An 18,186-nucleotide genomic window follows, 5' to 3' on the forward strand; every position below is an offset into this window, starting at 1 on the left:
AGATTCGTTTTACTATATTATCACAAAGAACAAAATCCAAAATTTAAAATCTAAATTCTAAAATGTTCATAGATTCACACGCACATTTAAATTCCGCCGATTATAAAAATGATATCGCCGAGGTTGTAAAACGCGCTCAGGATGCCGGTGTTGAGTTTATAATAAATCCCGGAACTGACCTCGAATCGAGCAAAGCAGCAATCGAGTTAGCCGAAAAATATGAACTCATTTATGCAGCAGTCGGTTTTCATCCCCACGATGCAGCAAAAGCGAGTGATAAATTACTCGAAGATATCGAAAAATTAAGCCACCACCCAAAAGTTGTTGCCATCGGTGAAATTGGTTTAGATTACCACTACAATTACTCGCCTCAGGAAATTCAAAGAAAAGTTTTTACCAGGCAAATCGAGATAGCTCAGCGGCGCGACCTGCCAATCATCGTGCACATGAGAGAGGCAGAATCCGATACAATATCAATTGTAAAAGAAGAGGTTCGGAAAGCACCGAACTGGCGCAGCAGCATTCCTAATAACCGTTATCCGGCACCAAAAGGTGTGTTCCATTCATTTTCGGGCGATGCAAGTTTGGCTTGGAAAGTAATCAATCTTGGTTTTTATATATCGACACCCGGCACAATAACCTTTAAACCCAAGCACGGACAGAAATCTAAACTCACCGAAGTTGTCGAGAGAGTTTCCATCGAACATATTTTATTAGAGACTGACAGTCCGTATTTAACGCCTGTCCCTCATCGTGGTAAAAGGAATGAACCTGCCTACGTAAAATATGTAGCAGATAAAGTTGCAGAAATTCAAAAACTTTCAGTCGAGGATATTTGCCGTGCATCGAATTTAGGTGTTTATAAATTATTCGGCATCGGTAAATATCCTGAAGCGACAATCGCTTACAAAATTAAGAACTCACTTTATTTAAACATCACACTTCGGTGTGATGCAGATTGCTGGTTCTGCGACCGCCAGGGGGAAGCATTAGTGAAAGGACACAACCTTAAAATCAGAAAAGAACCAACATCGGCTGAAGTTATAGAATCTATTGGCGACCCGAAGAAATACGAAGAGGTTGTCTTCTGCGGTTTCGGCGAGCCGACTATTCGTCTTGACGTTGTGAAAGATGTTGGCAAGTGGGTAAAACAAAATGGCGGGAAAGTTCGCCTCAATACAGATGGACACGGTAACATTATCAACCATCGAAATATTGTTCCCGATCTTATCGGCGTCATCGATTCTGTATCGATTAGTTTAAATTCCACCGACCCCACACAGTATGGAGAGATGATGAGGATCGACGGTGAGAAATATTTCCCCGCGATGATAGATTTCGCTAAAGAAGCTGTTAACTTAATCGGCGATGTAACCATGACTATAGTTGACCTAACAGGTGGAGATGAAATGAATGCACGCTTATTTGTAGAGAATGAGATTGGTGCAAAATTTAAAAACCGTCCATATTTTTAAGAGGGAAAAATGAAAACATTATTTCTTTTATTCGTTCTGATTTCAGCAGTTTGTTTTACTCAAACTGAAGAGGAGAAGGAGCAAATCAGACGCAGTAAAATTGAACTTATTCTCAAGATGCAGGATTTGCGCACAGTCCACGACGGCAAGTTGGTTAGTTTTCTCTCTGATACCGACGATGTTGTGCGTGAAAAAGCTACATTTGCTTTCGGAAGTATTCAGGATACAACAGTTCTACATCTATTAATAAGAAATTTAAAAGATAAAAGTGGAGCAGTTCAAAGTGCCGCGGCTTTTGCAATCGGACAAACCGGAACTATACTCAGTTCGAAAGGGAAGATAGATTTAGAAACTCAATTGATATGGAAACAACTCGGGAATACTTTAGTCGATGAGCGGTTGATTGAAGAACTTGGGAAATTTGGGACTGAAGAAGCGCTGAATCAACTGATGATTCGTTATGGGACTTTGTACCCACGAGTTTTTGTAAACGGATTAACTATGTCGGTTGCGCGGTTTGCAATTCGTAATATATATAACTCCGATGCAATCAAGTATTTAACTTCATTCATCAATCCCGAATCGCCGGTAAACTGGCGAACAATGTATGCGCTAATGCGAATCAGTTCAATGTCTGAAAATCATCAGGAAATTCTGAATGAAATTCATAACATTGCCCCTATGTATAAAAGCGGCGACCCGATTGTACGAATGAATTTGGCAACTTTGTTAGGACGGTTGAAGGATGAAAAATATTGTCTTGATCCGCTTCAACGGATGGCAAATTATGATCGTGATTGGCGGGTGCGTGTTAATGCCATTCGGGCACTTGCAAATTTTTATTTGAAAAACAACGAGAACGCAGTAGAAACTTTTAAGCGGGCGTTTTATGACGAAAATATGCACATCGCTTTAACAGCATTATCAGCTTTTGCAAACACGAATTTAAAAGAGGAGAATGGTAATAAGACTGTTCAAGAAACTTTCCAATGGCTGAGAAGAATTGTCGAAAATCCGGATAACACATACCGTTGGCAATATCAGGGACAAGCTTCGATTACTTATGCAAAATTAGTAAAGGGAAAAGCGGTCGATGTTCTTCGTAAAAATTTTGATGCTTCACGACAGCTTTTACCTAAAATTGTAGAGGCATTGGCTCAAACTGGTTCGTTTGAAGTGGCTGATGATTTATTGAAATTTAGCGAGCACAAAGACCCATTAACCGCAGCTGCTGCATTAGAGGGGTTGCAACAGTTGTGTAAAAGACAGAATAATAAAAAAGAGTTGATTGAAAATTCATACAGCAAAATTATAAGCAGACTTGAGAGTCGTGAGATTGCTGTTGTTTCTACGGCAGCAACTATTTTACGTGATTCAATTTTTTTGAGAAAAGAATCGGTTGACCCGTTATTGAATGCTTTGAACCGTTTAAGAATTCCACAAGACACTGATGCGATACAGGAAATAATTACAACATTAGGATTGCTGAAGGACGAAAAAGCATTAAAAAGTTTACGCCGACTGTTGCAAGTTCCGGAACGAACAATTGCAAACGAGGCTGCCTTGGCGTTAAAATCCATTACGGGCAAAGATTATTCGAAGGATGTTCAATTACATATGCAGCCAATCTATGTTGATTATGATTATAAATATTTAGATTCAATCCGAAAATATCCAATCGTGAAAATTGAAACTATACGTGGCGATATAAGAATAGAACTTAATGCTGATGCGGCGCCCTTTACGGTGTTGAGTTTTGTTCGATTAGTTGAAAAAGGTTTTTTCCGCGGAACAGTTTTCCATCGCATCGTTGCAAACTTTGTAATTCAGGGGGGCGATCCTGAAGGAACGGGATGGGGAGGACCGGGGTATTCAATTCGTTCTGAATTTTCACCGATAACGTACGAAGTCGGTTCTGTAGGTATGGCGAGTTCAGGAAAAGATACTGAAGGGTCTCAATTTTTTATTACGCAATCGCCTCAACCTCATCTCGATGGAAGATATACGATATTCGGAAAAGTTATTTCGGGAATGGATATCGTGAATACAATTCAAAGCGATGATAGAGTTTTGGATTTGAAGAAGATTTGGTGATAATAACTATTAGGAATGCATTATGTCAGATGATATTGGAAACCGATTCGATCAGTGGGAAAACGAAACATTAAAGTCTGTTCTTAATAAATCTAAGGAAAGAAAAGAAATATTTTCTACTGACTCAAAGGTAGAAATAGAACGTATATACTTCAAAGAAGCGGATTATCTCAACGAACTCGGTTTTCCGGGAGAATACCCGTTCACACGCGGAGTTTATCCGAATATGTATCGCGGTAGGTTCTGGACTATGCGGCAGTATGCCGGCTTCGCAACGGCTGAAGAATCAAACAAACGCTATCGCTATTTACTTGACCACGGTACTACAGGATTATCTGTTGCATTTGACTTGCCTACACAAATCGGATACGATTCCGACCACCCGATTGCTGAAGGCGAGGTTGGCAAAGTCGGCGTTGCAATAGATTCGCTCGAAGATATGGAACGACTGTTCGAGGGGATTGAACTTCAGCGCGTTTCAACATCAATGACAATTAATGCCACTGCGGCGATTTTACTATGTATGTATGCTGCAATAGCAAAAAAACAGGGTGCCGATTTATCTAAAATTTCCGGAACAATTCAAAACGACATTCTGAAAGAATACATCGCACGCGGGACTTACATTTATCCACCACAACCTTCGATGCGATTGGTTACAGATACTTTCAGTTGGTGCAACAAAAATTTACCCAAGTGGAACACCATTTCAATCAGTGGCTATCATATCCGTGAGGCCGGATCGAATGCAGTGCAAGAGGTCGCTTTCACTTTAGCAAACGGCATCGCTTATGTTCAGGCGGCGGTGGATGCTGGGCTTGATGTCGATTTGTTTGGTTCGCAATTATCTTTCTTCTTTAATGCGCATAATAACTTGTTTGAAGAAGTAGCAAAGTTTCGTGCAGCAAGGCGTTTATGGGCAAAGATTATGCGTGAAAGGTTTGGAGCAAAAAATCCTGAGTCGATGAAACTTCGCTTTCACGCTCAAACAGCCGGTTCAACCTTAACAGCGCAGCAAATCGAAAATAATGTTGTCAGAGTAACGCTTCAGGCACTAGCCGCGGTGTTAGGCGGCTGCCAGTCGCTGCATACTAATAGCCGCGACGAAGCACTTGCGTTGCCAACTGAAGAATCGGTGCGGCTCGCCCTTCGCACACAACAAATTATCGCTTACGAAAGCGGATGTGCCGATACAATCGACCCTGTCGGCGGTTCGTTCTATATCGAGAATATCACGAATGAAATTGAGAAACTTGCAACAGACTATATCATAAAAATCGACGCAATGGGTGGTGCTGTAAAGGCAATCGAAAATAAATTTTATCAAAACGAAATCGCGAACAGTGCCTATAAATATCAAAAAGAAATTGAAAGTAAAAACAAAGTTATTGTTGGAGTGAATGAATTTGTTTCAAAAGAAACAATCAAACCAGATCTCTTAAAAATCGATCACAGCGTACGCGATAAACAACTTATGAAACTGAAAGAATTACGACAAAAAAGAAATAGTAAAACAGTCGACTTAGCGATAAAAAAACTTAAAGAAGTTGCTCTATCGAACGAAAATTTGTTACCACATCTACTTGATGCTGTTGAATGTTATGCAACCATCGGTGAAATATCGCAGACGCTTCGAGAAACGTGGGGCGAATATAAAGAACTTTAATATGAGGTATGATGCAACGGAATGAAACTGTTATAGTGCTCGATTTTGGGTCGCAGTACACTCAACTAATTGCACGCCGTGTGCGTGAAATCGGTGTCTATTCTGAAATTCATCCTTATAATATTTCTATCTCAAAAATCAAGGAAATCGCTCCGAAATGCATAATATTTTCAGGAGGGCCTTCTAATGTTTATCAAAAAAACGCTCCTATCCCTTCTGCCGATATTTACAAATTGAACATACCTATACTTGGTATTTGCTATGGCTTACAACTTATCGCGCATCAACTTGGAGGCGAGGTTGACCGATCTGCCAAACGGGAATATGGTAAAGCTCTATTGTTTATTGACGATACCAACGACTTGTTTTTTAATTTTGGAAACCAAACTAATGTGTGGATGAGTCATGGTGATGCATTAACAAAACTTCCGTCGGGTTTCGAAAAGATTGCTCATACAAACAACTCACCTATTTGTGCAATCCGGAACGAAAGCCGGGAAATATATGGTGTTCAATTTCATCCCGAAGTAATACACACAGACAAAGGGATAGATATACTAAGAAATTTCGTTCTCCGAATATGTGGGTGCAAATCAGATTGGAGTACTGAGTCTTTTATAAAACAAAAAACCGTGGAGATTCGCAATGTAGTAGGAAGTGGCAAAGTCATTTGTGCATTAAGCGGCGGTGTCGATTCGTCGGTGCTTGCTGTTATGATGCATAAAGCAATCGGGAATACTTTATTTTGTTTTCATATTGATAACGGACTAATGCGGAAAAATGAAAGCGAAGAAGTCGTTAGAAGATTCAAAGATGAATACAAAATAAATTTAGATTATATCAATGCTTCAAAAATATTTCTTGAGAGATTAGAAGGGGTTGAGGATCCTGAATTGAAGAGAAAAATTATTGGACACACTTTCATCGAAATATTTGAAGAAGAGGCAAGGAAGCTTGGCGATGTCGATTTCTTGGCTCAAGGCACCTTGTATCCTGACGTTATCGAATCCCAATCGTTCAATGGTCCTTCAACAATTATCAAAACACACCACAATGTAGGCGGGCTTCCTGAAAAAATGAAGCTCAAGTTGATTGAGCCGCTGCGCGAATTATTCAAAGATGAAGTGCGTGCGGTCGGAAGAGAACTCGGCTTGCCTCACGATTTAATTTATCGCCACCCTTTTCCGGGTCCTGGCTTGGCAGTCCGAATTATCGGTGAAATTACAAAGGATAAATTAGAAATATTGCGGCTGGCAGATTATATTTTTATAGAAGAATTGAAGAATGCACAACTTTACGAATTAATATGGCAAGCATTTGCAGTTTTATTACCTGTTCAAACAGTCGGAGTAATGGGCGACGAACGAACATATGAAAATGTAATAGCTTTGCGCGCTGTTACAAGTGTTGATGGGATGACTGCTGATTGGTTTAGAATGCCAGCCGATATTTTAGAAAATATTTCGAATCGGATTATTAATGAGGTAGCGGGTGTGAACCGGGTTGTCTATGATATAAGCTCTAAACCACCCGCAACGATTGAGTGGGAATAGTAAAGTAAACTGGAAAGGAGAGTATTTGTGAAATTATTAATTGGGAAAAAAATGATAGAACGAAAAATATTATTTATTCGGTCTCAAAAAGTGATACTTGATTTTCAACTGGCGAACCTTTATCGTGTTTCAACTAAGAGATTGAAGGAGCAGGTTCGGCGCAATTATAAAAGATTTCCATCTGACTTTATGTTTGAATTAACTACGGAGGAGTACGAAGATTTGAGGTCGCAATTTGCGACCTCAAACATAGGGAGAGGAGGTAGGCGTTACTTACCGTACGCATTTACAGAACAGGGTATTGCGATGTTATCATCTGTTCTGAAGAGTGAGAATGCAATAAGCGTAAATATTGAAATAATGCGTGCCTTCGTCAAATTGCGAAATATCTTGGCGTCCGATAAAGAGCTTGCAAGAAAAATATTTGAGATGGAACAAAAATATGATGCTCAGTTCAAGGTGGTCTTTGATACACTACGACAACTGATGCAACCGCCACAAATGCCAAAACGGGATATTGGTTTTAGGGTTGGAGAACCCAAAGTGGTTTACAAAATTAAAAAGAAAAAATCTAAAAGATGAAAAAATATTTCCATTTTATAAAAATAGAACACACACTTTTCTCGCTTCCTCTTATTTACGCCGGAGTATTTTTAGCAGCCGAAACAATACCGCAGGTTCAGTTGCTAGTACTCGTACTTGTTGCAGCTACGGGTGCGCGTACAATCGCCATGACTCTAAACCGGATCATAGATGCCGAGATTGACAGAAGAAATTTACGAACAAATAATCGAGAGATACCTGCAGGCAGAATGTCATTAAGCGAAGCCGCAGGAGTTTTGTTTGTTGGAGCGGTGTTGTATTTTGGTGCTGCTTATTTCATTTCGTGGTTCTGTTTTATTCTCTCACCAATTCCACTTATCATCTTCGTCGTTTATCCTTACTCAAAACGGTTCACGGCTCTCGCTCACTTTGGAGTCGGTTTGGGATTGTCGATGGCGCCGCTTGGCGGTTGGTTTGCGGTTAAAGGAAGTTTAGAAAATATATTCCCTGGTGCGTTGATCTCCTTATTCACACTTTTGTGGGCAACAGGGTTTGATGTAATTTATTCAACTCTCGACGAGAAATTCGATAAAGAAGCCGGATTGTTTTCTTTTCCGTCAAGATTTGGTTCTAAGAAAGCATTAATTATCTCGTCTGCCCTTCATATATTGGCTTTCGGAACTTTGATTTTACTTTTTCTGGTATCAATAAATAATCTTTGGGCTTTGCCATTTCTTTTGTTATCAGGAATCTTGCTATATCTTGAACAGAAAAAATCCTCAGATGTCGAATTAGCATTTTTCAAGATCAATGCGGTAATTGGTTTTGTTGTTCTCGCTATGGTTTTAATGAAAGGTATTTCTTTATGAAAATAGCTGTCGGAATAACCGGTTCATCCGGTGCTGTCTTTGCTTATGAATTTTTAAAACAATGCGATGCTAATAAATATTTAGTCATAAGCAAGTGGGGAAAAATTTTGCTGAAGGATGAACTTGGAATCAACGAGAAAAAATTAAAGCCATATTTTACAAAACAATTCTCCGACGATGATCTATCGGCACCTTTGTCGTCAGGAACGAATAAAATTGATGCGGTTGTTATACTTCCATGTTCTACATCCACACTCGGGAGAATAGCTTCAGGTATTGGCGACTCATTAATTACTCGAATGTCGCAGGTTGCTTTAAAAGAAAGACATAAATTGATATTATGCATTCGCGAAACACCTCTATCCACAATCACATTGGACCAGTGCACACGCCTCTCGCAATCGGGCGCAATCATCATGCCGATATCTCCGCCAATGTATTTCAAACCCAAAACAGTCGATGAATACATCACTGCGTTCGTTGAAAAACTTCTTTCAGTAATCGGGGTTCGTGAATCAAAAGGTTGGCGGTCTGAGGAGTTAGAATGAAGCACAGCTTCCCGGCACTCGGCGAATTTCTAAAATATCTGGAATCTATCGGGGAACTTCATCGGATAAAGACTGAAATTGATCCTGAGTTAGAATCAACTGAAATCGCTATCCGCGCGCTCAAACAAAACAAGCCTGCCTTATTGTTCGAGAATCCGAAAGGTTCCAAATATCCGCTGGCGATGAATATACTTGCAAATGAAAGAAGAATTGAACTTGCCCTCGGGATCCATCCCGAAGAACTTGGGGAGAAACTAATTTCTTTTTTAGAACAAGCGATTCCTCCGAAAATCGATTTCTTACTTAATCAGAAATCAATTTTGAAAAGATTATTTTCTTCACGTCCGAAGTTGTCATCAAGTGGAATGGCACAGGAAATTGTTGGTGAGCCCAAACTTACGCAACTTCCAATTCAAAAATGCTGGCCCGATGACGGTGGGCGTTTTATCACTCTCGGTCAGGTATTCACTTATGATCCACTAACGAAGAAGCGAAATGTGGGTATTTATCGTATGCAAATGTTCGACGATTCATCTACAGGAATGCACTGGCAGATACAAAAGGGCGGGGGATTTCATTATTATCAAGCTCAAAAACTTAAGAAAGAATTTGAAGTTGCTGTTGCACTCGGAACTGACCCTGCAATGTTGTTAGCAAGCGTCGCAGCACTTCCCGAAGGAATCGATGAAGTTATGTTTGCAGGTTTCTTACATGGCGCAAGAATGAAAATGACTCGTGGTAAAAGTATTTCGATAGATGTTCCGGCAAATGCTGAATTTATTTTGGAAGGTAAAGTTTCTCTCACAGAATCAAAATTAGAAGGACCGTTTGGTGATCACTTCGGACATTATTCTGCCGCATCCGAGTTTCCTCTCTTCCGTTTGAATACAATTACACACCGTAAAAATCCAATTTATCCGGGAACAGTTGTTGGTAAGCCACCAATGGAAGATAAATTTCTTGGCGATGCCACTCAACAAATTCTCGGTCCACTCATTCGATTGATGCACCCCGAAATAAAAAATATTTGGGCTTACTATGAAGCAGGTTTCCATAACCTGCTCGTTGTAGAGATTGAAGAACGTTATGAAAAGGAAGCTGCTAAGACGGCAATGTCTTTGATGGGTGAAGGACAACTCTCGCTGGCCAAGTGCATCGTAACAGTTTCAGCCGGTGTTTATCCGAAAGATTGGAATGCTGTGTTGAGGGAGATTCGAGAAAATTTTGACCCACATTTCGATTTCATTATGATACCTAAAGTCCCGCTTGATACACTCGACTTCACAAGTTACAAGATGAATTTAGGTAGTAAAATGGTGATAGATGCGTGTAAGAAGCGAAGAGCCGAGAGCGGTGAGCAGAGAGATTTTAATCTCAAAGATTTACGTTCATTGCTCATAGCGCAAGATCGTCGAATATTAGACATCAATTTGATTGAGAACACTCTACTAATAATAAAAGTCGATTCCAAAATCCAGTCATCCATTACTCCAGTTATCCATCAATCCACTGGAAGCGGTGAACATCACTCTATTGGTAAAGATGTACTCCAAAAATTATTATCGCTTTCAGAACTTTCAGTCATAAAATTTATTGCGGTTGTTAGCGAGGATGTTGATATCCATGATAAAGAAAACTACATCTGGGGAATTTTTACTCGTTTTGATTGTGAGCGCGACGTTAGTTTTACCGAACAAAAACTTATCGGAATTTCTCCTGTATATTCCGGTGTTATGGGTATTGATGCTACATGGAAACCGGGTTACCAACAACCCCTTTTAATGGATAAAAGAATTGTGAAGTTGGTTGATGAGAAGTGGGGAAAAATTTGGGAAAAGGATTGATGCTTGCCCGTCAGCAGGCGGGGATTATTGAAGTATTGGATTGTTGGAGAAAGTGATTTGGAAGTTTCGTGTTTTTTGAACAAATTTAGTTACGAATGGAAAAAAATAATCACATAACGATGAAAGAAATCCGTGCAATCGCTAAGCGGATTGCCGAGAAGTTTAATGTTGAGAAAATTATTCTCTTTGGGTCTTACGCCTATGGAAAACCGAAGGCGGGAAGTGACGTTGATCTTCTTATTGTAATGAACACCGATAAACGACATTATGAATTACGCTACCAAATATATTCTATACTTGAAGATTTTAAATCCCCAGTCGATGTTGTTATCAAAAAACCAGAGGATGTAAGAGCAGCATCTCGTAGCAGAGATTGGTTTTTACAAGATATCGTCAATAAGGGACGTGTTATCTATGGGTAACGGTTTGAGGCTTACCATAGAAGCGAAACAATGGATAGATAAAGCCGAAGCAGATTTCGTAGCTGCGAATCGATTAATTAAACATAGAAGAAAACCAAATTATGACCTCGTGTGCTTCTGCTCTCACCAATGCACTGAAAAGTATTTAAAGGGATTTCTCACAGCTGCAAATAAAAGATTCGAATATAAACATCAATTAGAAAAACTAATTCTGCCTATTTGCATAGAAGTCAATTCATCCTTCGAATTCATTCGAGAGTTATTGCGTAGACTTGATGCATATAGTGTTGATTTTCGATACCCTGGCCACAGTGCTGACCGGAAAGAGGCACTACTTGCAATAAAAACTGCACGCACTGTGAGGGAATTTGTTAGGGAGAAGCTTCCCCTCGAGAAATCAAAATGAAAAGAGCGGCGGTAAATAACTTACATGTATTATGAAATGCAATAATCACATAACGATGAAAGAAATCCGCTCCATTGCGAAGCGCATTGCTGAAAAGTTTGATGTGCAAAAGATTATTCTCTTTGGCTCGTACGCAAAAGGAAAAGCTGATGAAAATAGCGATGTGGATTTGCTTGTCGTGATGGACACTAAGAAGCGCCCAATCCAGCAGCGATATGAGATTTATAAATCGCTCACGCCGATTCATTTCGCTTTAGATATTATTGTGCGAACCGAAGATGATTTGAAGCAACGCATTCCTAAAGGCGATTGGTTCCTAAAAGAAGCGTACGAAAATGGAAAGGTCCTTTATGCGCGGTGATCCGTGGAAAGAATGGATACGAAAAGCTGAAGGTGATTATCGAATGGCGATACTGGCAATGAGCGCAAACAATCCAGGACTCTATGACGGAGTTTGCTATCATGCTCAGCAGTGTGTAGAGAAGTACTTGAAGGCTTTCTGCGTATATCATGGGAAGAACTATAAACGGACTCATTCATTGATTCCCTTGTTGGAAGATTGCCTCGAAATCGACCCAACATTTGAGTTCATTAGAACACCGTGTGATGACATTACAGGAATCGATCAGTTCCGATACCCATCTGATTTTGCAAACAAGGATGATGCAATGCTCGCTTTAAAAAGTGCAAAAATCATTCGAAAGTTTATCCGTGAAAAACTTGGTTTGGCAAAACGATGGGTGGAGAAGCGGAGATGAGAAAGAAAAATTTAAAACTTAACAAATGACAGATCGTCAAAATTACAAACAGATCATAGAATCAATATTTGGTGTCCACACTGAATCCTTCAATCCTGGAAGTAGTTTAACCAATAATGTCATTGGTGCCCTCAATAATGGGGACTATAAAAAGTTTTCTAACGCCTTTACTGAACGTCTCAAGCGGCTGAATCAAATTTACTCTGCTCAAGATAAAGATAGAAAAAATCTCTTGGTACAAGTAAATGCAATAGCGACAAATACCTGGGAAGGCGCTTATTCAGAACTTGTGGCGTTTGACTTCTTAAACAGAGACAAAAAGTATACGCCAGACCCAATTTCCCTCAACAAGGACATTGATCCGAATCGAACATTTGCTGTGGAGCTTGGTCAAACGGGCTCGGCGAACTTAGACGGATGGTTCTCAGAATATGATGTTTATTTCGATGTGAAATCACTTAAAGATAATGTGAGGGAAATGCTGCTTGGCATTTGTAACGAAATACGGAAGCAATTAAAGCGAGATGATATTGCGATAATACCAGATTACCCTCTTACGTTGTCTTATAGAAATATTCAGGATAAAAGAGACTTACTACTAAAGGAATTTGAAACAAAGATCGATCAGGTTAAAAAGACCCCTTTCATTCAAAGCCAAGTGATTAATAATCTGAAATACCGGATCGTATGGGGGAAAGGAATTGCCGTAACCATGCAAGTCCACAATATGCACCAACTTGCAGAACAATATCATCGCATTGTATTCCTTCATGCTAAAAAGTTTGTGAAGGGTAGGCCATTCTTCTTAGTATTTGTCGTATTCCCATGGTTTAATGGTATCATTACCGATTTCCTTGATAGCAATAAGAAGTTTTATAGAGCTTTCGCACGTAGGGTATTTTGTCAATACATTAGCACAAAAACATTGTTTAAAGAACTATGCCCCAACTTTTCTGGTAATCAGACAATTTTCGACTTGACTAAGAAACTATCTGGTCTAATATTCTTGGAAGACAAGTGTATTGAAGAACGAGAGAACGAAAGTGAAAATGTGAGTTCTTTTATTTACTTGAATCCAAACGCAGATAACAAGATCACCGCTTCCGTTTTCGCTGAATATATTCGAAGATTGACTAGGTCAGACTTTGATGATTTTATTTATGATAATTACTAATGGACAATACAAAAATAACCACTCAATTTTATGAAAAAAATCCTGATTTCTATCTTGAGAAATAAAACTGAAATTCTAAATAATAGTATTGTTATTGCTTATTGTTTTCTTCTTTTTATTGCTCTGTATTCTTGCTCGCATAAGACCGATTTTACAAATCCCAGCAAGGTACTTGAGCGGTATCTTGAATTGAAGAATTCCAATAACTTTGATGTCCAATATGACCTGATATCGTCTAAGTCGCGAGAAATTGTAAATAAAGATGAGTTTGTAAGATTTTATGGTAGGGATAGTGCTGGATTAAGCAAAAATATCGAGGTCAAGTCGATGGTTGAACTTGAGGTTGATAAAAATTATCCTAATTACAAAAGATTCAAAGTCGAGGGAATGGTAATATCAGAGACTGACACTGGAGAGGTTCGTTATTATTATACCCTGATAAACGAAGATAATAATTGGAAAGTTATCTGGACACGAACTCTTGAAGATTTGTCTAAGAGGCAATATGAAAAAGGATTATATAATGAAGCAATAAAATTAAGTGAAAAAATCCTTGAGGTCGATCCATTTTCCTCTAAGGCATATTCTCGTAAAGCTTGGTGTTTTGAACGGGATAACTCCTTACCAACTTCTGAACGGAACTCCAAAGTTTTGGAAAATGCTAAGAAAGCCTTGGCTTTGGAGCCTGATATAGCCCAACATTACAATACTTTAGCAATGTATTATGGTATCGTTTTGATCCCTGAGTTAGAAATTGAAAATCTTCAAAAAGCAGTTGTATACTCTCTTGATGAAAAAGGAAAATCAACGTACTATAGCAATATAGCTTCAACTTATTCTGGTTGGAATAAATTGGACAGCGCTTATTTGTATATTAACAAAGCGATCGCATTAGATTCAAATAGCACTTTCTCGTGGATGCGAAAAGGAAGCATTTTATTAAAACAGAATTTAAGAAATGACGCACAAATAGCATTTGAAAGGGCCTTAAATTTACCTGAGATGGAAACTGCACTACAGTCCCACTTATACTTCTTTTACGCCTTATTATCAAATTCTCAAAACAAGTTTAAGGTTGCTCACATGTATATTTTAAAAGCACTTGAAATGGATCCAAACAATTTTACATATCAACAACTTTACAAAAAGATTAAGTCAAAATTAAACTAAAATCCTTAAAATTCGCATTGATTAGTTTCAATATATCACCCAACTTTCGCGACAAACAACTCATCCCCATTTTCCAAAAACTCCAGCACGGCAACCGCCTCTCGCTTGAAGATGGACTCGTTCTCTTCAAGACGGACGATCTAATATCGCTCGGCAAGATGGCAAACTTCGTTCAGCAGCAAAAGAGCGGCGATGCTGTGTACTTTGTGCTCAATCAGAAAATTGAGCATACGAATGTTTGTGTTCTCTCGTGCAAGTTCTGCGACTTTGCAAAAAAGAAGGGCGAGCCTGGTGCCTATGAGATGTCCACAGAAGAAATTTTATCTAAGCTTTCTCCTGAAATTAAAGAAGTCCACATCACTGGCGGTATGCCGCCCGATTGGCCCTGGGAAAGATACCTCGAGATCATCTCTTCCATTCATAAGAAATTTCCAGAGACTGATGTCAAAGCTTACACTGCTATTGAAATAGATTTCTTCCACAAAAAATTCAAAATGTCTGTTGAAGAAGTTCTTCGTCAAATGAAGGAGGCGGGATTAAAGACTATGCCCGGCGGCGGTGCTGAAGTTTTTTCAGAACGAGTTCGGCGGCTTCTCTTCAATCAAAAAGTCGGAGAAAAAATTTGGCTTGATGTTCATAAAACCGCTCATCGTATGGGAATCCCAACCAATGCCACAATGCTTTATGGTCATATAGAAACAATTGAAGAGCGTCTCATTCATTTAATAAAACTTCGGGAAGCTCAGGATGAAACCGGTGGATTTCTCACGTTTATTCCGCTTACATTTCAACCAGGAGAAACCGGAATTAAACCACTTGATACATATGGTTCTGCAATAGACGATCTTAAGACGATTGCAATATCCAGATTGATGTTAGATAATTTCCCTCATATCAAAGCGTACTGGGTGATGCTCACCGAAGAAGTTGCAGCCGTTGCGCTAAACTTCGGCGCCGATGACATGGATGGGACTGTCGGCGAAGAACACATTGCTCATGACGCAGGCGCATTGAGTCCGATGAAACTCGCAAAAGAGAATTTAATAAAAATCATTAAGGACGCCGGTAAAATTCCTGTTGAGCGCGATGTGTTTTATAATCCGTTAAAAATTCATGGTGAGAATTTAATTGGAAAAATTCCGTACCTCAATTCAGTTCCAGTTTATCGCTATCTCGATAGCGAGGATTTTAAAATATTACCCGTAACTCCTCGACGGTTGGGAGTGTTGTTCAAACAAGGAACTGTAGTTGCTGGTCTTGTTTCTTTGATGGATTATTTTGATCAGGAAGAAAACTTAGACATTATGAATTGGTGTATCGCAGCTCGCGATCAAGTTCAGAGTGTTTTACTTTTTTCTAAATATGAATGGAAGAATTTAGCCGGTAAAACTATAGGCGTTATTGATGATACTTCGACTTCTGTAAAACTTCTGGAAGTTATATTGAAAGAGAAGTATGGAGTTAGTGCTTCTCTTGAGAGAATGAAGCCAAATGATTATCAAAATTATTCAGCCGTAATATTAATCGGGGATGAGGCTTTAAAAAGTATGAAGTCAGGTATTCCCGGATTTAATTTTAGATACGATTTAGCAACGGAATGGTTCGTTTGGCAAAAGGTGCCTTTCGTCTTTGCCGTTTTTGCGGTGAGTAAAAGTCTTTCTCAGGATTCAAAGAATCTAATTCAATACTCGATAAACGAGTCGTTAACAAATGCAATGAACAATTTAGAAGTAATTGGTTCGAATCATGGGAGAACACTTGGCTATACTTCTAAAGAAACAAAGGAATATCTTGAAGAATTTAATTACGTTCTCGGTGAACGTGAGCGTGAAGCGATTCGAGTGTTTAGAGAGATGGTGGCTAATCTTGAGCAAACGCCAGTAGGTAGTAAATAGTAAGTAGTATGTTAAAGAATATATCTCATAAAATACAAAACAACGAACGGATAACATCCGAGGAAGGTTTGGAACTTCTTCAAAAAGCTCCACTTCTGGATCTCGGAGAGTTGGCTTCAGCGGTGCGTTTTCGGAAAAACCCAAAACCTCAGGTTACGTTTGTTGTGGATACTAATCCAAACTACACTAACATATGCACAGTCGATTGTATTTTCTGCGCCTTTTATCGCCATCCGGGAGAAGAAGGCGAGTACACATTATCTATAGACCACCTCATTCAGCAGTTCAAGGAATCTGCGGAGAAGGGTGTAACTACCGTTCTATTGCAAGGTGGGGTGAATCCGAAGCTTCCGTTTGATTATTATCTTGAGCTTGTTCGTCGGACAAAAAGAGAAGTTCCACAAATTTATCCACACTTTTTTTCTGTCTCTGAAATTGTAGGAATGTCGGAAGTGTCAGATTTACCGACAAGTGAGGTACTTAAACAGTTGTGGGATGCGGGAATGCGTTCACTTCCCGGTGGAGGTGCAGAAATTTTATCCGATAGAGTTAAAAAGAAAATCTCAAATAAAAAAGAAACCGCCGACCAGTGGATTGATGTAATGCGGCAAGCACATAAAATCGGATATAAGTCAACGGCGACAATGATGTACGGACATATCGAAACGGATGAGGAAATTATTGAACACTTAGAAAGAGTCCGCTCGCTTCAGGATGAAATAAGTGGGTTTACTGCATTTATACCTTGGTCGTTCAAACCGGGGAATACACCGCTTGAAAAAATTATTCCACACTATGCGTCTCCAACTCGGTATCTTCAAGTACTTGCTTTGTCGAGAATTTACTTAGATAATTTTCCGCACATACAATCTTCCTGGTTTTCGGAAGGGAAAAAGATCGGTCAGATTTCACTTCACTTCGGTGCGGATGATTTTGGCGGGACGCTGTTAGAAGAAAACGTACACGCTGCTGCAAACTTTGTGAACAAATCCAACACTGAAGAAGTTGTTGATATTATCCGGCAAGCGGGGTTTATTCCAGCACAGCGGACGACGCTGTATGAGATTGTGAAAATATATTGAGGAGTGAAAAGGTGAAGAAGCTACATATATTAGTCATAATATTAATAATTCAATTCTATACTTGTTATTGTCAAGAAAATACCAATATAACATTAAGCAAATTAATATCTCCATTATCGGCCCAGGCACTTCTTGATTCTGGGAAAGGCGTTTTTATTGATGTCAGTTCTTATCAAGATTATTTAGAGTCGCATGCTAAAGGGGCGACGTCATTTTCTATATCACGCATAGAAGAATTTCCTAAAACGTATCCTGACACGAACCAGAATTATATCCTAATAGGTAAAAACGTTTTGGAAGCATTAAATTGTTTAACAAAATGGGGGTATAAAAATATTTACGTTATTAGCAGGAATGATAAATTTGATAACGATTATAATACAACAGAATTTTGGGAAAAAGAAGGTGTCCCAATCGAACGCTGGAATAACACAATAGTTGGAGGAGACACATTTTATGTTTCTGGACTTGAAATATCACGACTGAACAAAGGAATACCTATTAGAATCGCAAGTTTTACCCAGCCAACTATACGAATGTTAGAAATGTACAGAAATATTCTCGAAACTCATTTTGACGATAGAGATGATGAGAAGATTGATCTATTTAAAGAAATAAGCGGTGTTTCTTATGGGCAGTTCCAAAAATTCAAATATAAGTTTAGTGTTATAGATTTTATCGTCGTGT

The 18,186-nt window shown here is 39.1% G+C and carries 17 protein-coding genes and 1 pseudogene; all 18 read left to right on the top strand.

Annotation, left to right across the window (positions count from 1 at the left end; all coding sequences use genetic code 11):
* The first annotated feature begins 62 nt into the window (after window positions 1-62).
* Complete coding sequence (locus QME58_05480; protein ID MDI6803283.1) at window positions 63-1,475, top strand: YchF/TatD family DNA exonuclease; 1,413 nt, start codon at window positions 63-65, stop codon at window positions 1,473-1,475.
* A gap of 9 nt (window positions 1,476-1,484) precedes the next feature.
* Window positions 1,485-3,569, top strand: coding sequence for a peptidylprolyl isomerase (locus QME58_05485; protein MDI6803284.1), 2,085 nt, complete (start codon window positions 1,485-1,487; stop codon window positions 3,567-3,569).
* Window positions 3,570-3,591: 22 nt separating this feature from the next.
* Entirely contained in the window at window positions 3,592-5,235 is a 1,644-nt protein-coding gene (locus QME58_05490; protein MDI6803285.1) for a methylmalonyl-CoA mutase family protein, read from the top strand.
* An 8-nt stretch (window positions 5,236-5,243) separates the two neighbouring features.
* A complete protein-coding gene (guaA, locus tag QME58_05495; GenBank protein MDI6803286.1) occupies window positions 5,244-6,788 on the top strand; it encodes a glutamine-hydrolyzing GMP synthase in 1,545 nt (514 codons plus the stop codon).
* 51 nt (window positions 6,789-6,839) lie between these two features.
* Window positions 6,840-7,370 (top strand): ORF6N domain-containing protein, encoded by a 531-nt coding sequence (locus QME58_05500; protein ID MDI6803287.1) that lies wholly within the window; start codon window positions 6,840-6,842, stop codon window positions 7,368-7,370.
* The gene (locus tag QME58_05505) at window positions 7,367-8,200 is read left to right on the top strand and encodes a UbiA-like polyprenyltransferase (protein MDI6803288.1); all 834 of its coding nucleotides are present in this window, start codon (window positions 7,367-7,369) and stop codon (window positions 8,198-8,200) included. Before QME58_05500 ends, QME58_05505 begins: the two co-directional genes overlap by 4 nt.
* Window positions 8,197-8,748 carry a UbiX family flavin prenyltransferase gene (locus tag QME58_05510; protein MDI6803289.1) on the top strand — a complete coding sequence of 184 codons (552 nt, stop codon included), beginning with the start codon at window positions 8,197-8,199 and terminating at the stop codon, window positions 8,746-8,748. Before QME58_05505 ends, QME58_05510 begins: the two co-directional genes overlap by 4 nt.
* A complete protein-coding gene (locus tag QME58_05515) occupies window positions 8,745-10,592 on the top strand; it encodes a UbiD family decarboxylase (GenBank protein MDI6803290.1) in 1,848 nt (615 codons plus the stop codon). Before QME58_05510 ends, QME58_05515 begins: the two co-directional genes overlap by 4 nt.
* A 95-nt stretch (window positions 10,593-10,687) precedes the next feature.
* Window positions 10,688-11,014 carry a nucleotidyltransferase domain-containing protein gene (locus tag QME58_05520; GenBank protein ID MDI6803291.1) on the top strand — a complete coding sequence of 109 codons (327 nt, stop codon included), beginning with the start codon at window positions 10,688-10,690 and terminating at the stop codon, window positions 11,012-11,014.
* The gene (locus tag QME58_05525; GenBank protein ID MDI6803292.1) at window positions 11,007-11,420 is read left to right on the top strand and encodes a HEPN domain-containing protein; all 414 of its coding nucleotides are present in this window, start codon (window positions 11,007-11,009) and stop codon (window positions 11,418-11,420) included. The genes QME58_05520 and QME58_05525 overlap by 8 nt, the downstream gene beginning before the upstream one ends.
* A gap of 31 nt (window positions 11,421-11,451) precedes the next feature.
* Window positions 11,452-11,781, top strand: coding sequence for a nucleotidyltransferase domain-containing protein (locus QME58_05530; GenBank protein MDI6803293.1), 330 nt, complete (start codon window positions 11,452-11,454; stop codon window positions 11,779-11,781).
* Complete coding sequence (locus QME58_05535) at window positions 11,756-12,178, top strand: HEPN domain-containing protein (GenBank protein MDI6803294.1); 423 nt, start codon at window positions 11,756-11,758, stop codon at window positions 12,176-12,178. Before QME58_05530 ends, QME58_05535 begins: the two co-directional genes overlap by 26 nt.
* 25 nt (window positions 12,179-12,203) lie before the next feature.
* Window positions 12,204-13,352 (top strand): hypothetical protein, encoded by a 1,149-nt coding sequence (locus tag QME58_05540; GenBank protein ID MDI6803295.1) that lies wholly within the window; start codon window positions 12,204-12,206, stop codon window positions 13,350-13,352.
* 30 nt (window positions 13,353-13,382) lie between these two features.
* A complete protein-coding gene (locus QME58_05545; protein ID MDI6803296.1) occupies window positions 13,383-14,522 on the top strand; it encodes a hypothetical protein in 1,140 nt (379 codons plus the stop codon).
* Window positions 14,523-14,539: 17 nt separating this feature from the next.
* Window positions 14,540-15,637: pseudogene (mqnE, locus tag QME58_05550) on the top strand (aminofutalosine synthase MqnE).
* Window positions 15,611-16,417: a menaquinone biosynthesis protein gene (locus tag QME58_05555; GenBank protein ID MDI6803297.1), complete on the top strand. Its 807-nt coding sequence runs from the start codon at window positions 15,611-15,613 to the stop codon at window positions 16,415-16,417. Before mqnE ends, QME58_05555 begins: the two are co-directional and overlap by 27 nt.
* Before the next feature lie 8 nt (window positions 16,418-16,425).
* The gene (mqnC, locus tag QME58_05560; GenBank protein ID MDI6803298.1) at window positions 16,426-17,499 is read left to right on the top strand and encodes a cyclic dehypoxanthinyl futalosine synthase; all 1,074 of its coding nucleotides are present in this window, start codon (window positions 16,426-16,428) and stop codon (window positions 17,497-17,499) included.
* An 11-nt stretch (window positions 17,500-17,510) separates the two neighbouring features.
* The coding region (locus tag QME58_05565; GenBank protein ID MDI6803299.1) for a rhodanese-like domain-containing protein at window positions 17,511-18,186 on the top strand (676 nt) is incomplete at its 3' end.

It is taken from the genome of Bacteroidota bacterium (genome assembly GCA_030017895.1).
GTDB lineage: Bacteria > Bacteroidota > Ignavibacteria > UBA10030 > BY39 > JASEGV01.